This is a genomic window from Halorubrum vacuolatum (assembly GCF_900188065.1).
Taxonomy (GTDB): Archaea; Halobacteriota; Halobacteria; order Halobacteriales; family Haloferacaceae; genus Halorubrum; species Halorubrum vacuolatum.
Genome location: NZ_FZNQ01000013.1, coordinates 48,806 through 64,430, shown reverse-complemented (window position 1 = coordinate 64,430; position 15,625 = coordinate 48,806). Strand labels below are relative to the sequence as shown.

General features: G+C 64.9%; 16 protein-coding genes. 7 read left to right on the top strand and 9 right to left on the bottom strand.

All coding sequences use genetic code 11. The annotated features are described in order from the left end of the window. Nucleotides 1-57 precede the first annotated feature (57 nt). The 3 genes from CHB65_RS11930 to CHB65_RS11920 all read left to right on the top strand — a co-directional run bounded on the left by CHB65_RS11930 (nt 58) and on the right by CHB65_RS11920 (nt 2,351). Complete coding sequence (locus CHB65_RS11930; RefSeq protein WP_089385300.1) at nt 58-1,476, top strand: NCS2 family permease; 1,419 nt, start codon at nt 58-60, stop codon at nt 1,474-1,476. Between the two features lie 84 nt (nt 1,477-1,560). Beyond that, nucleotides 1,561-2,040 (top strand): HNH endonuclease, encoded by a 480-nt coding sequence (locus tag CHB65_RS11925; protein ID WP_089385299.1) that lies wholly within the window; start codon nt 1,561-1,563, stop codon nt 2,038-2,040. A 62-nt stretch (nt 2,041-2,102) separates the two neighbouring features. Continuing rightward, nucleotides 2,103-2,351: a glutathione S-transferase N-terminal domain-containing protein gene (locus tag CHB65_RS11920; protein WP_089385298.1), complete on the top strand. Its 249-nt coding sequence runs from the start codon at nt 2,103-2,105 to the stop codon at nt 2,349-2,351. 432 nt (nt 2,352-2,783) lie between these two features. Here CHB65_RS11920 and ubaA read toward each other — a convergent pair whose 3' ends face one another. From ubaA to CHB65_RS11905, 3 genes are all read right to left on the bottom strand, one after another. Beyond that, nucleotides 2,784-3,596, bottom strand: a complete 813-nt coding sequence (gene ubaA, locus CHB65_RS11915; protein ID WP_089385297.1) for an SAMP-activating enzyme E1 — start codon at nt 3,594-3,596, stop codon at nt 2,784-2,786. 108 nt (nt 3,597-3,704) lie between these two features. Next, nucleotides 3,705-4,295, bottom strand: coding sequence for a 50S ribosomal protein L15e (locus CHB65_RS11910; protein ID WP_089385296.1), 591 nt, complete (start codon nt 4,293-4,295; stop codon nt 3,705-3,707). 325 nt (nt 4,296-4,620) lie between these two features. Next, nucleotides 4,621-4,992, bottom strand: coding sequence for an Hsp20/alpha crystallin family protein (locus tag CHB65_RS11905; RefSeq protein ID WP_089385295.1), 372 nt, complete (start codon nt 4,990-4,992; stop codon nt 4,621-4,623). 165 nt (nt 4,993-5,157) lie between these two features. Here CHB65_RS11905 and CHB65_RS11900 point away from each other — a divergent pair, with 165 nt between their 5' ends. Next, complete coding sequence (locus tag CHB65_RS11900) at nt 5,158-5,388, top strand: ribbon-helix-helix domain-containing protein (RefSeq protein ID WP_089385294.1); 231 nt, start codon at nt 5,158-5,160, stop codon at nt 5,386-5,388. Beyond that, the gene (locus CHB65_RS11895) at nt 5,381-6,079 is read left to right on the top strand and encodes a queuosine precursor transporter (RefSeq protein ID WP_089385293.1); all 699 of its coding nucleotides are present in this window, start codon (nt 5,381-5,383) and stop codon (nt 6,077-6,079) included. Before CHB65_RS11900 ends, CHB65_RS11895 begins: the two co-directional genes overlap by 8 nt. A gap of 35 nt (nt 6,080-6,114) precedes the next feature. Here CHB65_RS11895 and CHB65_RS11890 read toward each other — a convergent pair whose 3' ends face one another. Then, nucleotides 6,115-6,501 carry a hypothetical protein gene (locus CHB65_RS11890; protein ID WP_089385292.1) on the bottom strand — a complete coding sequence of 129 codons (387 nt, stop codon included), beginning with the start codon at nt 6,499-6,501 and terminating at the stop codon, nt 6,115-6,117. Nucleotides 6,502-6,589: 88 nt separating this feature from the next. On the opposite strand from CHB65_RS11890, the gene leuS reads away from it, so the two are divergent. After that, a complete protein-coding gene (gene leuS / locus CHB65_RS11885) occupies nt 6,590-9,370 on the top strand; it encodes a leucine--tRNA ligase (RefSeq protein WP_089385291.1) in 2,781 nt (926 codons plus the stop codon). A 25-nt stretch (nt 9,371-9,395) separates the two neighbouring features. On the opposite strand, the gene CHB65_RS11880 is transcribed toward leuS, so the two are convergent. The 4 genes from CHB65_RS11880 to CHB65_RS11865 form a co-directional block, all read right to left on the bottom strand. Beyond that, nucleotides 9,396-9,878, bottom strand: coding sequence for an Hsp20/alpha crystallin family protein (locus CHB65_RS11880; protein ID WP_143420413.1), 483 nt, complete (start codon nt 9,876-9,878; stop codon nt 9,396-9,398). A gap of 110 nt (nt 9,879-9,988) precedes the next feature. Then, a complete protein-coding gene (locus CHB65_RS11875; protein WP_089385290.1) occupies nt 9,989-10,483 on the bottom strand; it encodes an Hsp20/alpha crystallin family protein in 495 nt (164 codons plus the stop codon). A gap of 44 nt (nt 10,484-10,527) precedes the next feature. Next, complete coding sequence (locus CHB65_RS11870; RefSeq protein WP_089385289.1) at nt 10,528-11,703, bottom strand: threonine synthase; 1,176 nt, start codon at nt 11,701-11,703, stop codon at nt 10,528-10,530. Beyond that, nucleotides 11,703-12,659, bottom strand: a complete 957-nt coding sequence (locus tag CHB65_RS11865; protein WP_089385288.1) for a succinylglutamate desuccinylase/aspartoacylase family protein — start codon at nt 12,657-12,659, stop codon at nt 11,703-11,705. The genes CHB65_RS11870 and CHB65_RS11865 overlap by 1 nt, the downstream gene beginning before the upstream one ends. A 171-nt stretch (nt 12,660-12,830) precedes the next feature. On the opposite strand from CHB65_RS11865, the gene CHB65_RS11860 reads away from it, so the two are divergent. Continuing rightward, complete coding sequence (locus CHB65_RS11860) at nt 12,831-15,083, top strand: CHAT domain-containing protein (protein WP_089385287.1); 2,253 nt, start codon at nt 12,831-12,833, stop codon at nt 15,081-15,083. A 315-nt stretch (nt 15,084-15,398) separates the two neighbouring features. On the opposite strand, the gene CHB65_RS17915 is transcribed toward CHB65_RS11860, so the two are convergent. After that, nucleotides 15,399-15,530, bottom strand: a complete 132-nt coding sequence (locus CHB65_RS17915) for a DUF7503 family protein (RefSeq protein ID WP_281251567.1) — start codon at nt 15,528-15,530, stop codon at nt 15,399-15,401. Nucleotides 15,531-15,625 lie beyond the last annotated feature (95 nt).

Below are 15,625 nucleotides of genomic sequence, written 5' to 3'. Positions count from 1 at the left end.
CTGCTCCTCTGGAAAGTAACGTTTATGTGCTCATCCATGAGTATGCACAGTCGTTCAATGGGCATTACAGACCGGTTCGATCTCGACGGGCACGGCTCCGACGTACGGACGGAGGCGATCGCCGGGGTCACGACGTTCCTTGCGATGGCGTACATCATCGTGGTCAATCCGGCGATCCTCTCGGCGGCGATCCAGATCGACGGCTTCGATGAGATACAGGTCTTCCAGATGATCGCGATGGCGACGATCCTCGCGTCGGTCGTCGCCACCGTGGTGATGGCGTTCTACGCGAATCGACCGTTCGGGCTCGCCCCGGGGATGGGGCTCAACGCCTTCTTCGCGTTCACCGTCGTCATCGCGCTCGGCATCCCGTGGCAGACGGCGCTCGCGGCCGTCTTCGTGGAGGGCATCCTCTTCATCCTGCTCACCGCGGTCGGCGCGCGTGAGTACATCATCAACCTCTTTCCGAAGCCGGTGAAGTACGCCGTCGGCGCGGGTATCGGCGCGTTCCTGCTCTTCATCGGCCTCCAGGAGATGCAGGTGATCGTCGGGTACGAAGGGACGCTCGTCGAACTCGGCGACGTGGCCGCGACGCCGGGTGCCCTCCTCGGCGTCCTCGGCGTGCTGTTCACGCTGATCCTCTGGGCACGCGGGGTCACCGGCTCCATCGTCATCGGGATCCTCACGACGGCGGCCGCCGGCTGGGTCGCCGCCATCGCCGGGCTCACCGCCCCGGAAAACGTCGTCGACGACGGCCTCTATTTCACCTTCGCCGAGGAGGGGATCGCCGCCGGGATCGTCCAACTCATCACGACCGTCCAGTTCGACTTCACGCCGCTTGCGGGCGCGTTCCTCGACGGCCTCGCCGATATCGATCCGCTCACGTTCACCTTCGTCGTCTTCACCTTCCTCTTCGTCGACTTCTTCGACACCGCGGGGACGCTCATCGGCGTCTCCCAGTTCGGTGACTTCCTCGATGAGGAGGGCGAACTTCCCGAGATGGACAAGCCGCTGATGGCCGACGCGGTGGGGACCACGGTCGGGGCGATGCTCGGCACGTCCACGGTGACGACCTACATCGAGTCCTCGACCGGCGTCGAGGAGGGCGGCCGGACCGGGTTGACGGCGCTCGTCGTGGCGGCGTGTTTCCTGCTCGCGATCCCCTTCATTGCGCTCGTGCCGCTGTTGCCCGAGTACGCGTCGTTCCTCGCGCTCGTCGTCGTGGGCGTGATGATGTTCCAGGGCGTCGTCGATATCAAGTGGGATCACCCGGCGTGGGCCATCTCCGCGACGCTCACGATCCTCGTGATGCCGCTGGCGTACTCGATCGCCGACGGGCTCGCGGCCGGGATCGTCGCGTTCCCGATCATCAAGGCGGCGATGGGCGAGAATGACGACGTCCACCCCGGACAGTGGGTGCTGGCGGTGCTGATCATCACCTACTACGTCCTGCAGACGGGCGGGTTCATCCTCTGACCGGGTCGCCCGCGTCCCTTCTGCTTTTTCGTTCCGTTCGCTCCCTGACGGACGGCTTTTCTCCCTTCACCGCCACCGTTTCGTATGGAACGGTGGGAGGCGGTTCGCGCGTGGAAGCTCCGTGAGCTTCCCGACCCGCCGTCGCTCACGGTGAGCGAGCTTTGCTCGAAGCTTTCAGAGACCGGCCCAAACGGCCATCGGACGCCCCAGCCGCATTGGGAAATCAAAGCCCGCGTTCGATTGCGCGATCTGTTCCGCTGTGCGCTCTGTCCGGCGGGCCGTCTCGACACGCTGGACGGGGCGACCCGATGGCGTGCCCGTGACGGTCGCTCGCTGAAACGCCCGCCGGGCGCGTCGATTCAGGACGCGGCGGCCCGCCACCTTGATGTCCATCACGTCGTTCCGCGGGCAAACGGCGGCTCGAACGACCTCTCGAACCTGCTCACGCTCTGTTCGGCGTGCCACCGCGACATCCACGACTACCGGATCGACCGGATCCCTCGCGAGCGAACCCGACCGCCGCTTGGGACCGAGCCCGACGGGGGAACGGTTCGGGTCGGGTGAACGACCCGTTCACTCGCCTCCGACCACGGCGTTCTTTATCCGAGCGCCCGTATTGGCGATCGATGACGAACCTGACCCTGTATGAACTCCCGGGTTGCCCCTACTGTGCGAAGGTGAAAGAGACGCTCGCCGCCCTCGAGTTGGAGTACGAGTCGATCGAGGTCCCACGCTCGCACGGCGAGCGCACAGAGGTGAAGGAGGTAAGCGGCCAGACCGGCGTTCCGGTGCTCGTCGACCCGGACCATGACGTCGAGGGCATGGCCGAGAGCGACGACATCGTCGCGTATTTAGAGGAGACCTACGGCGCGTAACTCGGCGCACCAAGCCGTTTCTGTCCGCGATCCTCGTGTAAGTCCCCGCTGAAATCCATTTATCGACATCTATCATCGTCTGAAACAGCCGGTCGCCGAAGCGTGCGAATTGAGCGGTCCTTTGCTCGGTTTGTGTATCATCGGCGCTGAGGGGTCGTGTGGGTATTTATATGGGAGAACGGTGTTCCGGGACCGTCGGTGGAGCGAGGAGCGACCATCGCCCCCGCACGCCAGACACTGACCGCACCCGTGCCGCATCCGCACCGCAGCCTCACGCCTCCCCAGCCTCGCCACGGCTGGCGGAGCCGCCAGCTGTGGGCTCCCTCGCGCTCGGTTTCGCGCCCTCTGGGCGCTCACCGGAGCGCGCCGACCGCCATGGTCCGGTTTATCGAAACTTCCAACAGGGCCCTTCATATAAACCCAGTCGCCGACTCAGTCGGCGTCGATCCGACAGCCGCCGGCGTAGTCGATCCCGTCGATCGTCTCGATGCCGTCTTCTCCACAGACGGGACAGTCCATTTTTTGCGTGTACGGTACCGTCTCGACGCTCATCTCCATCGCGTCATAAAAGAGCAGCCGACCCGCGAGCGTCTCGCCGACGTCGAGAAGCACCTTCACCGCCTCCGTCGCCTGAATACAGCCCATCGTTCCCGGAAGGACGCCGAGAACGCCCGTCGTCGCGCAGTCCGGGACGGTCCCCGGCTCCGGCGGCTCCGGAAACAGACAGCGGTAACACGGGCCGTCGGGCACGAGCGTCGTCGCCTGCCCCTCGAATTTATAAATGGCTCCGTGGACGACCGGGATCGACTCGATGCGGGCGGCGTCGTTGATGACGTACCGGGTTCGGAAGTTGTCCGCGCAGTCGACGATCACGTCGTGCTCGCCGATCAGGTCGTGGACGTTGGTCTCATCGAGCCGGGTTTGGTGCGTCTCGACGGTCACGTCCGGGTTGAGCGCCTCGACGTAGCGGCGCGCCGATTCGACCTTCGGGTCGCCGACGTCGGCGTCGCCGTGGATGATCTGTCGCTGCAGGTTTGAGCGCTCAACGACGTCGTCGTCGACGATCCCGATCGTCCCCACGCCCGCCGCGGCGAGGTACTGGATCGCCGGGGAGCCGAGTCCGCCAGCGCCGAGAACGAGCGCGCTCCCCTCGAGGAGCCGTGCCTGCCCCTCCGGACCGACCTCCTCCATGATGATGTGTCTGGAGTAGCGGTCGAGCTGTGTCGCGTCGAGCGAGAGCGTCATACCGGGGCGTACCCCGTCGATGGATAAAAAGCCGGGGCCACGAACGGGCCGCGTTCGCGGTCGTTCGTCCGCCCCGGTCCTTCGAACGGCCGGACCCTCCCGAGCGGCTCAGTTGCCGCGTCGGCGGTCGCCGCCGATCGAGGGACGGGTGTGTTCGGTCCCCTTGCCGCGTTTGCGCTGGCCGCGGCCCTTGGTGCCGGCGGAGGTGAGCCCGCGGAACGCGCGACCCTTGTGGTCGTCCGAGCAGATCCAGTTGAGGTCCGCGTCGTTCTCGATGGCGGGATGACTCGGGTCCACGAGAATGACCTCGTGCCACTTCTGGGAGCCGTCCTCGCCGACCCAGTAGGAGTTGAGCACGCGGAGGTTTCGGAACTTCCGCGAGGCGCGCTCCTCGGCGATGCGCTGGATCGACTTGCGTCGCGAGAGCCGGTTGACACCCTGCCGCTTCGAGCGTCGGCCGGCCTTGTGCCGCTGCTTCCGCGCACCGCCCTTTCGGACGCTCACGCGGGCGACGACGATCCCCTGTTTCGCTTTGTAGCCCAGCTCGCGGGCCTTATCGAGCCGCGTCGGGCGGTCGATCCGCTCGATCGCGCCCTGCTTTCGCCAATCCTGTTTTCGCCGCCACTGTAGCTCTGCGAGTTTCCCCTCCTTCGGGGACTGCCATGCCTCCTTGATATGCGAGTAGAAGCTTCGTGCCATGGGTTTGTCCACGGACGGTTGCGATTCAGCCGCGCATGCGGCCACATTTCGTCTCGTCCCGGGGGCGGATGGATCGACCCACGCCACTCCCCGGCGGCGAGTGCCCGCTGGACGTCCGTCCCAGCGAGTTACCGGTCGTACCGCCCGTTCGGTTGTAAGCGCTTCGCTCCGTCGCGACCCGTGTGTGATGCTCACAGGGGGCGAGAGGCGTCCATGCGGAGCTCTCCGATCGATATGACCCAAAAAAGGAACGCAGACGTTCGGGGGCCGGTGTCGATCGGTCGACAAAAACCGCCACGGAAGCCCGGTCGGGTCTCAAGCGGGATCAGGCCTCGATCGGGATCTCACGACCCGTGACCATCCCGTTCGTATCGATCGGGAGATGGACCTCGAGGACGCCGTTCACGTATTCCGCGTAGATCGCGTCGTCGTCGACCTCCTTCGGGAAGCGGAACCGTCGGTGATAGGTCCGTCGCTCGCCGCGTGCATCGTCCTCACGTCGGGCGGCGACGTTCAACATACCGTCGTCCCACGAGGCGGTTATCTCCTCGGGATCGAAGCCGGGAAGCTCCACCGCGAGGACGAACTCGTCGTCCTCCTCGTATAGCTCGAAGTCGTCGCTCCCCGTCTCGAAGAGCCTGGTTGGGAAGTCGATGCCGCTCATCCAGGAGCTTGGTGTGGTTCGTGGCAGCGCCATTACTGAACACCTCGGTGCATTTTGATCTATGTTTGCGGTTCTATTTGAATGTTTTGAATCGTGGGGTGTGAGCACATCCTACACATGACGTTCACGACACGCCGCTGCCGTTGCGGTCACGACCCGATCGACTCGCCTATATGCTCGGAGTATTATCCAGCGAATATGCCAAAGATCAGCGTCGAGATCCCACAGGAGTTGCTCGACGACCTCGATGAACACGTCGGCGACGACGGGAAGTTCGTGAACCGCAGCGACGCGGTCCGTGCCTCGATCCGCAAGACCCTCGATCTACTCGATGAGATCGACGAGCGACACGGCCGGCTGGAAGACGATGCGGGCGATACGAGTGATGTGCACGATGCGGGCGGTTCGGAGGCTGTGACGGATGAGTGAGGACCCGTTCGTCGGCGACCCGCTCGACCGCGAGGCGGTGGGACAGGTGGGGCTCGTCGCGCTCTTCGTCACCGCGCTCGTCACCGCGCAGGTGACGGCGGCGAAGGTGCTCGCGCTCCCGCTCCCGTTCGAACTTCCGGCGCTCGGCGCACAGATCCTCCTGCCGGGCGCCGCGCTCGCCTACGCGGTCACCTTCCTCGCGTCCGACTGCTACGCCGAGCTCTACGGCCGCCGGGCGGCGCAGGTGGTCGTCAACGTCGCGTTCGCGATGAACTTCGTCGTCCTCGCGCTCGTCTGGTCGACGCTCGTCGCGCCCGGCATCGACCCCGAGGTTGCCGCCGCCTTCGATACCGCCCTCGGCCCGGCGACGAACATCGTGATCGGGAGCCTCCTCGCGTACGTGGTCAGTCAGAACGTCGACGTCGTGCTCTTTCATGCGATCCGCGACCGCACCGGCGAGGGGCTGCTCTGGCTGCGCAACGTCGCCTCCACGGCGACGAGCCAGGCGATCGACACCGTGATCTTCGTGGCCGTCGCGTTCGTCGTCGCGCCCGCCGTCCTCGGGATCGGGATGCCGATGTCGGTCGGCGAGGCGGCGCTTTTGGTCGTCGGACAGTACCTGTTAAAACTCCTCATCGCCGTCGTCGACACGCCGTTCGTCTACCTCATCGTCCGCGCGGTTCGCGGATAGCCCGGCTGAGTTATAAGTACTCCCCGCCGTTCCGCTCACCTCTCGCGTTCGAGGTTGAGATCCCGACTCAGCGACTCCGTCTCCAACTCCTCGCCGATCCGCCGCTCGAACTCCGCCTCGCTGATGCGCCCCTCGACGTAGTCGCGTCGGAGTTTCTCCTGCGGATCGACCGTCTTGGAGGTGGTGCTCGTCCGCGACGTTCCAAATTCATCCGCCGACGCGCCGCCGTCCCCGCCGAGCAACCACGAGCCGATCTTATATACCGCGTAGATCAGCGCGGCGAGGATCGCCAGCGAGACGGCCGCGGAGATGACGGTCCACGCGAGGCTCAACAGCGCGGAGACGATGGAGACGATGATGCTGACGGCGATCAGGATCGCGATCGCGATCGCGCCGTAGTAGAGGGCCTTTTTCCACGCCATACCCGATCTGGCGGCTCCGTAGTCAAGTAGCTTACCCCACCGAATGGAAAGCTATACGGCTTCGACCGCACCACGCGGATATACGCAGATGTCTCAGGAGGGTTACGACCACACGGCGGTCGAAAAGCGGTGGCAGGAGGCGTGGGCGGACGCCTCCGTGTACCGGACGCCGGACGACGTCACGGACCCGACGTACGTCCTCGGGATGTATCCGTATCCGTCCGGCAAGCTCCACATGGGTCACGTCCGGAACTACACGATCACGGACGCCTACGCCCGCTTCCGCCGCATGCGCGGCGACGACGTCCTCCACCCGATGGGCTGGGACGCCTTCGGGCTCCCGGCGGAGAACGCCGCCAAGGAGCGCGACACCAACCCCCGCGACTGGACGTTCGACTGCATCGACACCATGCGCGGGCAGATGCGGTCGATGGGGTTCGGCTACGACTGGGACCGCGAGATCGCGACCTGTACACCCGAGTATTACGAGTGGAACCAGTGGCTCTTCCGCCGCTTTTACGAGGAGGGCCTCGCCGAGCGGCGTGACGCCGAGGTCAACTGGTGTCCCGACTGTGAGACCGTCCTCGCCGACGAGCAGGTCGAGGGTGAGGCCGAGCTCTGTTGGCGCTGTGATCACCCGGTCGAACAGCGCGAACTCGAACAGTGGTTCCTGCGCATCACCGAGTACGCCGACGAACTGATCGACGCCATCGACGACCTGGAGGGCTGGCCCGACTCCGTCCGGCAGATGCAGCGCAACTGGATCGGCCGGCAGTACGGCACGACCCTCACCTTCGAGGTGGGCGGGCCGGAGACGGATCACGGTGCGGTGGAAGCCTTCACCACCCGTGCGGACACCGTCTACGGGGCGACCTTCTTCGCGCTCGCCCCGGGCCATCCGATCAGCGAGACGATCGCCGAGGCCGACGCGGCCGTTCGAACCTTCATCGACGAGGAGGCCGATCCCGAGGGCGACGAACCGAACGGCGTCGCCACCGACTTGACCGCCAAAAACCCGGTCACCGGCGCGGAGCTCCCCGTGTTCGTCGCCGATTTCGTCCTCTCCGATGTCGGCACGGGCGCGCTGATGGGCGTCCCCGGCCACGACGACCGCGACCACGCGTTCGCCTCGAAGATGGGCCTCCCCATCGAGCCCGTGATCGCCCCGAAACCCGACGGCTACGACCCCGAATCGGGCGATCCGCCAGCCCCGCCGGACGTGAGCGAGGCCGCATTCACCGACGACGGCGTCCTCGTGAATTCGGACGACTACACCGGGATGGAGAGCGCCGCCGCTCGCGAGGCGATCACCGAGGAGACCGCGGGAGCCGAACCCACGACCCAGTACCGGCTCCGTGACTGGGGGATATCGCGTCAGCGCTACTGGGGAACGCCGATCCCGGTCGTTCACTGTCACGGCGACTGTGGCTCGGTGCTGGTTCCGGAGGCGGAGCTCCCGGTCGAACTGCCCGCGTTCATCAACACCACCGGGAACCCGCTCGATGCCGCCGAGGAGTGGAAGGCGACGACCTGTCCGTCGTGTGGCGGGCCCGGGACCCGCGAAACGGACACGATGGACACCTTCGTCGACTCCTCGTGGTACTTCCTGCGATACGTCTCCCCGGAGCTGTCGGATGCGCCATTTGACTCCGACCGGGCGAACGACTGGATGCCCGTCGACCAGTACGTCGGCGGCATCGAACACGCGGTGATGCACCTGCTGTACAGTCGGTTCGTCACGAAGTTCCTCGCCGACTACGAGGGGCTCACCGCCCGTGAACCGTTCACCAACCTGCTCGCACAGGGGATGGTCCAGCTCGACGGTTCGAAGATGTCGAAATCGAAGGGGAACGTCGTCTCCCCGCAGCGCATCGTCGAGGAGTACGGTGCCGATACCGCACGGCTGTTCATGATGCAGGCGGCCCAGCCCGAACGCGACTTCGACTGGTCCGAGGAGGGCGTTCGCTCGACGTACCGGTTCCTCACGCGCCTCACGGCCCTCGTCGAGGATCACGCCGAGGCCCTGAGCGAGCACGTTCCGGACGCGACCGCTGCCCTCGATGAGGACGACCTCATCTGGGTCGATCCCGATGACCCAACCGCGGCCTACGTCGCGGGCGAAATCGACGCGACCGTCGCCGTCGCGACAGCCGAGTACGACGATCTCACGTTCAACGTCGCCCTTCGCGAGGCACAGGGGCTCGTCGGAACGCTCCGCAGCTACGCCGATCACGAAGAACCGGATCCGGCGGTTCTCGGCCATGGCTTGTCCGTCGCGATCCGGCTGCTCGCTCCCGTCATTCCGCATCTTGCGGAGGAGCTGTATGCGACGCTGTCGGGCAAGCCTGCGAACGTCGTCGACGACGGTGTCGACGTCGATTCCGCCGCCGATCACCCCTTCGTCGTCGACGCCCCCTGGCCGACCGCAGATGTCGATCGGGAGGCTGCGGAGCTCCGACGACGGTTGGTGGCGAACACGCGCGAGGACGTCCGCCAGATCATCGAGGTCGCCGGCATCGAGGACCCCACCGCCATCGATGTCGTCGTCGCGCCCGACTGGAAGTACGACGCGCTCGAGATCGCCGTCGAGAGCGACGCGGACAACCTCATCTCCGCGATCATGGCCGAATCGCACATCCGCGAGCAGGGGGATGCGGCCGCGAGCTACGGACAGGACCTTCAGGCCGAACGTGAGGCGCTCTCACGGACGCTTCCGGGCGATGCCGAATACGAGGCGCTGCGTGCGGCCGCGTGGCTCATCGAACGGGAGTTCGACGCGCCGGTGACGGTCGCGCGTGCGTCGGAGGCCGACGACGCCGTCGTTCGAAAGGCCGAACCCGGCCGGCCGGCGATCGATATTACGGAGTAGCGGCGCTTCGACGCCGTCCCCAACGTTACAATAAAAAAAACTGCCGTCCCCCGTTGTCGCCGTCGACGTCACTCGACGTCGATCCGGTGGCCACCCTCTCTCTCTCCCCGTGGTGCTCCTTGGGGAGCGTGACGGTAAGGACGCCGTTCCGGTAGACGGCGGCGGCCTCCGATTCGATCACCGCGGCGGGGAGATCGATACTTCGGGTAACCGACTCGTGTCGCCGCTCACGGTGAAGATATCGGTCCTCATCGTCTCCGTGTTCGGTGCCGCGTTCGGCGCCGATCGTCAGCCGGCCGTCGGTCGCGTGCACCTCGATGTGTTCGCGGTCGAAGCCGGGCAGGTCGGCCATCACGACGAACTCGTCGTCGTAGTCGGCGACGTCGATATCGGCCCCACGTCTCCGCCCGCGGCCCCACAGATCCGCCCGTCCAGCCGTCCCCTCGCCGAAGAACGGGTGTCGCCCGAAGAACTGCTCTAATTCGTCAAATGGGTTTGATCGGCTCATAGTGATCACCCCCTAAAAGGCGCGCTGAGATAATAAAGTAATACGACACGTTGATAGCAAGCAGCACGGAAGGACGGTGCTATCCACCGATATTTGTATACAACGTCCTCTCAGCTCACTTCAATACTTTTGCCACCGTCGCCGTCGCTCGCGCGTTTCGGGAGGGTAACCGTGAGGACGCCGTTGTTGTACGTCGCTGCCGCTCCCTCCCGTTTCACCGGCGCGGGAAGCGCGATCCGCCGTGAAACCGCCTGGCGTCGTCGCTCCCGGCGGTGATAGTGGACGGCGTCGGCGGTCGTCGGCGGCTCCGCGTCGTCGGCTTCCCCGCTGTCCGTGTCGTCCGTTCCGGCTGACCCGTCGTGGACGGTTTCGTCCTCGTGGGTCGCAGCTATCGTCACCGCATCCTCGTTGAGCTCGACGTCGATCTCCTCGCGCTCGAAGCCCGGCATATCGGCGGTCACGATCACGTTCTCGTCGTCCTCCGCGACGTCGACACGGAGGCTCGCGGTGGTGGGTACTTCGAGGCTGCCGCTGAGCTCCTCGAACTCCCGACCCATGCGCTCGAACAGCTCCTCGATCTCGCGGAAGGGATCTCGTCGTGGCATACAGGTCAGAATTCGACCTCCAGGAACTTAGAACGTGCGGGCACTCACGTTTTTAAACCGCTCCCCGTCAGCGGGACGACGACGTCGTCGTCGGGATCGATCGCCCCCCGCTCCCGGAGCCTTCGGAGCGCCGCCGGCGCGACCGCGCAGGTCGGCTCGGTATAAAACCCGGCCGCGTGGAGCCGGTCGAGCTCGGCGTTCAGTTCGTCCGCGGTTACGGCCACCGCGTCGCCGTCCGTTTCCCGTATCGCCTCGTGGATCTCCTCACCCCTGACCGGGTTGGCGATCCGGATACCGTCGGCGGCGTCGGCGATCCTCCCGTTCGGGTCGGCCGCTTTCGGTCCGCGTCGCTCCCGGACGATCGGCGCGATACCGGCGGCCTGTGCGCCGTAGAGGCGCGGAAGCTCGTCGATCCAGCCGGCGCGATGGAGCCGTTTAAAGCCCCAGTGGGCGCCCAGAAAGAGGGTGCCATGTCCGAGCGGCGTCACCACCGCGTCGGGGGCGACCCAGTCCCGTGCAAACGCGACCTCGTACGCAAACGTCGCCGTCCCCTCGAAGAAGGCGGGGTTCCACGCGTGGCTGGCGTACCAGGCGCTCCGCTCGCCGTTTCCGTCGCTTTTCGTGGAATCGAAGCCGGTCTCCACGCCCTCGTCTCCCCCGATCGCCGCCATACAGGCGTCGGTGACCGCCGCCCGATCCCCCGGGATACGAACCGGCGTGGCTCCAGCCCGCCGGATCGCTCGGAGTTTCCCCTCGGCGACGTCCGCCGGGACGTAGATCTCCGCGTCGAGACCCGCACGGGCGGCGTAGGTCGCGATGGCCGCGCCGGCGTTCCCCGAGGAGTCCTCGACCACGCGATCGACGCCCAACTCGACCGCCCGGGTCAGCGTCGCGCTCGCGCCCCGATCCTTGAACGACCCCGTCGGAAACACGTATTCGAGCTTGAACCGAGCATCCCATCCCGGCGCGTCGACGAGTGGCGTCATCCCCTCGCCGAGCGTCACCCGGTCGCTCGGGTCCGCGCCGACGGGCAGAAACGAGTCAAACGCCCACAGGCCCCGTCGAGCGTCGACGTCGGCCGTCTCCGGCGCGTTGCCCTCCGGTATGGGTGGGTCCGCGAACGTCAACGGCTCGCCACACCGACAGCGCCAGCGGTCGAGAACCGTCGTCGCACACGTCTGGCATCGCAGGTGTTCCGGCCCGTCGTTTCGGTTCGCCATCAGTACGAGTCGATGTCGGTTCCGACGGAGCAGACGTACTCGCCGGTGGCGACTTGCGGGAGCCGGCGGGTCCGCCAGAAGATCCCGTCGTTGTCGGCGGTGACGCGACCCTTCCGCGCGCCGAAGGCGTCGGTCACCTCGAAGAGGACGTCGCCGGCGGCGACGCGGTCGCCGAGGTCGGAGTTGAAGTGGACGAGGCCGCCGGCGGGCGACCCATACTGGTCGAATCCGCGTGCGCGGGTCTGCGTTTCCATCGCCACGTCGCCGTCGAGAAACCCGTAGTATCGGAGGACGTTGAAGACGCCCTCCACGCCGTACTGGATCGACTCCTCGTCCCAGCCGACCGCCCCCCCGAGTTCAGGGTCGATGGTCGGGATCCCCCTGTCCGGGCCGACCCGGGCGAGTTGGCCGTTCGGGCCTTTGATATCGAGGACGTGGCCACAGCCGAACACCTTTGCGAGCCGAAGACAGTCCCCGTGGAGCCGGTGACGGACGCCACAGCGTACCCGCGTCTCGTTGAGCATCCGGCTCGTCGAGCCCTGGTGGAGATCGAGGATCAGGTCCGCGTCTTTGGCGATCTGAAACGTCTCGTAGGCGATCCGCTCGCTCGTGGTCCCGTTCCGGTCGCCGGGATAGCCACGATTCATTTTTCGGTCGTCTATCGGGTTTCGGTGTTCGGCGACCTGAAAGGCGAAGTAGTTCACGATGCCCACGACGAGGACCGTCCCGGACAGCTCGGCCGGGTCGATGCGCGGGACGACGCGATTGATCACGCCCAGCCCGTTGAGCTCGTCGCCGTCGCTGACCGCCTGTATATAAATGGTCTTGCCGTCACCCGCGCCGTTGATTACGGCCACGGGGAGTCGAACCGGGCTTCCGTCACGCGTCTCGCCGACCTCGAGCCGTCCGGTGTCGGTCTCACCCGGCGCCGCGCTCGCCGTTCCCAGCGTGATCATCACCTGAAACTGGAACGTAGAGCACTTTATCGATTCGGTCCCGGCGCCGTGTCCTGCACCGACACAAGCTTTATTGCTGTTATTGGCTTACTGTAAATTGATTTCGCGATATCGTTCGGCGCCTCCGGTGCGATAGCGATCCTCCACTCATCAACTGACCGCCCCACCCACATGAGCATCGAGATCGAACCGCTTCCCGTCGACGATGGTATCACCGTTACCGACCACATCGAGCAGACACAGTTCGTGATCTACACCGACCGGCCGGTCACCCCCGAGCCCAGCGACCCGGATGACCACTACTTCCCGGTCGGCACCGCTGTGACCGTCGAGACGGGTACGATCGAGATCCCGCGGCTCGCAGTGGTTAGTTCCCACACCGCGGACGGTGACATGGTCACACAGGGTGACGACTACACGCTCCCGTTCGGCCGCTATTCGATCGGGATCGATCCGGTCCCCACGAAGTGTTATCTCACCGTCGAGGCGGCCGTCACGGTCACCACCACCGACCGCAGCACCCGTCTCGAGTTCGACGACTGCAGAACGGTTTCGCTCGGCTTTCGGTCGCTTCATCAGGTGCCGGCCGGGACGATCGGGACGCCGACGGATCCCGAGTCGTTGATGGGGGCGGTCTCGTTGTTCGGCTCCGCGCTGCAGACGCTGAGTCCGGAGCGGTCGTTCCCGACGCTGCGGGGTCACCCGCCCCTGCTCGAACCCGCCGAGACGTTCACCGTCCCCGAACACGTTGACTCAACTACGAGCGGGGTGCAGATCGTGGTTCCCCCGGAGTATCGCTCCATCTACCCGATCGTGCCGCTCGCGTACTACTTTGCAGCGGACGTGGTGCCGGGTTCGTCGGCCCGGATCGTCGGCGACGGGTGGGAGCACTCCCTGGAGCCGGACCTCGAACGGCGGGCCGGCGAGCTTCTCCGCCTGTCCTTCCATCTCGACTGTATCACCCGCACGGAGGGGCTCTATCCGGTCGATCTCCACGAACGTGAGACGACGTCGCTCGATCTCGACTGGGAGCGCCTGTATGAGATGCCGCTCGCGGAACGGCTCGGCGAACACGTTTCGATCCCCTTCGAGCGGGTCGCATCCGAGCTCCCTCGGTGGACGCTGACGACCGACGTTCGGCCCCACCCAGAGAACGCGGAGATGTTGCCGTTCATCGCGGCCGAGCTCTCGCTCGTCCGGTCGCCGGAGACCGTCAACCGACCGACGGCGACCGAACAGAGCCCGGCGGCCGGCTTCCTCCGCTCGCCGGACCCCGCGACCGCCGGACTGCTGCGCGGGGGAACGAGCACCGCATCGAACGCCGGATCCAATTCAGTCCCCGCCGGCGCGTTCACCCGCGGTGCTCGCGGCTCGAGGGGTGTCGACGAGTCCGATCGGCAACCGGTCGGCGAACCGACCGGCTCCGAGGAGTCGATCGATGTCGACGCGGAGATCACGTCGATCGATCCGGATGAGACGAGTGGCACGTTCACCGGCTTCATCCCGGACGACGCCGACTTCGTGTGTCCGGAGCCCACAGATACGGTGGAGCACGCGTGGGTCGGTGAGGGGGTTCCCCTCGGGGCAAACAAGGCCACGCTTGAGGCGTATCACCGACGCCTGAAGGCCGGATCGGTCGATCAGTCGCGGATCTCCGTGCTCGTGGTCTGTAACGACGAGCAGATGCGCGAGGAGGGAAACGTCGCGGAGCTCTACGGGCTGCGTGACATGGTGCAGTTCGACATCGAGGTACGGTATGACCTCACCCGTGAGGAGATGGAGACGACGCTCGCTTCGGACGTCGACTTCCTCCATTACATCGGCCACGTCGACGAACGGGGGATGCAGTGTACCGACGGCTACCTCGATCTCCGTGGGACGTCCGTCGAGGTCGGCGTCGACGCCTTCCTGTTGAACGCCTGTCAGTCATACGAGCAGGGTGAGGCGCTGATCCACCGGGGCAGCCGTGGCGGGATCGTGACGCTCACCGATGTCGCGAACTCCTCGGCGACCCGCCTCGGCCGGATCATCGCCCGCCTGATGAACAGCGGTTTCAACCTTCGTACCGCCCTCCACGTCGCCCAGCGTGAACTCATCACCGGCAACCAGTACATCGTCGTCGGCGACGGGGGAACGACGATCTGTCAGAATCGGAGTGGAGTGGCGCTTGTCTTTGAGGCGGAGCAAAATGCCGACGATGACTGGAATTTTAGTGCCCGAGCCTTCCCAAATGGTCCCTATGGTGTCGGAACTATGACCTGTATGACCGCCATCTCGATGCAAAACTACTACATCCCCGGGAAAATCTCATTTTTTGATCTTCCTCGTTCGAAGATCAATGAAATAGCCAGCCTGGAAATGCTCCCACTGTTCATCGATGGACAACTTGTATGGACTGACGAGTTCATCTCAGAGGACGTGTGAGATTATCGTGAGGATATCGTTGGCGTTGCACCAGTATTATCGCTGTTTCAGTGGCGGTGCTAAGCTACGGACTGCACAGCAATTTTCCACAATAATTTCTACTATGACTGTTTGAATGTAAACTAATTCACGGTTTTTGGAGCAAATTTCACAATCAGTTGGTGTTTATTGAGGAAGCAGCCACGTCTCTCACTGTCGTCCTATTTTTCGAGACTCGCGCGGAAAATATCACTCGGTGATTGGGATTGTTTTCGAATGGGGTCGAATTATCGACCCACTAGCTATTACTACAGAACGAGCGTTTCTGGACGTTGATTACGGACCCGGATTAGAGGCCGCCGCGTTCGCCGCCACCGAGGACGCCTGCGTCAACAGCAGGAGCGCGGTGAACAGGACGCCAGCCATCTTCGGGTTCTCTGCCACGTAGTTTGCAACACTTTCGTGCATATTACAGCAGATATCGCGTGATATTAAGATGGAGGTTTATACGAACTGATAATCGATTACTGTTCTAAATTTATGCAATTGAAATAAAACGTCAG

Coding starts and splice junctions, on each gene's coding strand:
- CHB65_RS11930 (WP_089385300.1), top strand. CDS start 58: ATGGGCATTACAGACCGGTTCGATCTCGACGGGCACGGCTCCGACGTA.
- CHB65_RS11925 (WP_089385299.1), top strand. CDS start 1,561: ATGGAACGGTGGGAGGCGGTTCGCGCGTGGAAGCTCCGTGAGCTTCCC.
- CHB65_RS11920 (WP_089385298.1), top strand. CDS start 2,103: ATGACGAACCTGACCCTGTATGAACTCCCGGGTTGCCCCTACTGTGCG.
- ubaA (WP_089385297.1), bottom strand. CDS start 3,596: ATGACGCTCTCGCTCGACGCGACACAGCTCGACCGCTACTCCAGACAC.
- CHB65_RS11910 (WP_089385296.1), bottom strand. CDS start 4,295: ATGGCACGAAGCTTCTACTCGCATATCAAGGAGGCATGGCAGTCCCCG.
- CHB65_RS11905 (WP_089385295.1), bottom strand. CDS start 4,992: ATGGCGCTGCCACGAACCACACCAAGCTCCTGGATGAGCGGCATCGAC.
- CHB65_RS11900 (WP_089385294.1), top strand. CDS start 5,158: ATGCCAAAGATCAGCGTCGAGATCCCACAGGAGTTGCTCGACGACCTC.
- CHB65_RS11895 (WP_089385293.1), top strand. CDS start 5,381: ATGAGTGAGGACCCGTTCGTCGGCGACCCGCTCGACCGCGAGGCGGTG.
- CHB65_RS11890 (WP_089385292.1), bottom strand. CDS start 6,501: ATGGCGTGGAAAAAGGCCCTCTACTACGGCGCGATCGCGATCGCGATC.
- leuS (WP_089385291.1), top strand. CDS start 6,590: ATGTCTCAGGAGGGTTACGACCACACGGCGGTCGAAAAGCGGTGGCAG.
- CHB65_RS11880 (WP_143420413.1), bottom strand. CDS start 9,878: ATGAGCCGATCAAACCCATTTGACGAATTAGAGCAGTTCTTCGGGCGA.
- CHB65_RS11875 (WP_089385290.1), bottom strand. CDS start 10,483: ATGCCACGACGAGATCCCTTCCGCGAGATCGAGGAGCTGTTCGAGCGC.
- CHB65_RS11870 (WP_089385289.1), bottom strand. CDS start 11,703: ATGGCGAACCGAAACGACGGGCCGGAACACCTGCGATGCCAGACGTGT.
- CHB65_RS11865 (WP_089385288.1), bottom strand. CDS start 12,659: ATGATCACGCTGGGAACGGCGAGCGCGGCGCCGGGTGAGACCGACACC.
- CHB65_RS11860 (WP_089385287.1), top strand. CDS start 12,831: ATGAGCATCGAGATCGAACCGCTTCCCGTCGACGATGGTATCACCGTT.
- CHB65_RS17915 (WP_281251567.1), bottom strand. CDS start 15,530: ATGCACGAAAGTGTTGCAAACTACGTGGCAGAGAACCCGAAGATGGCT.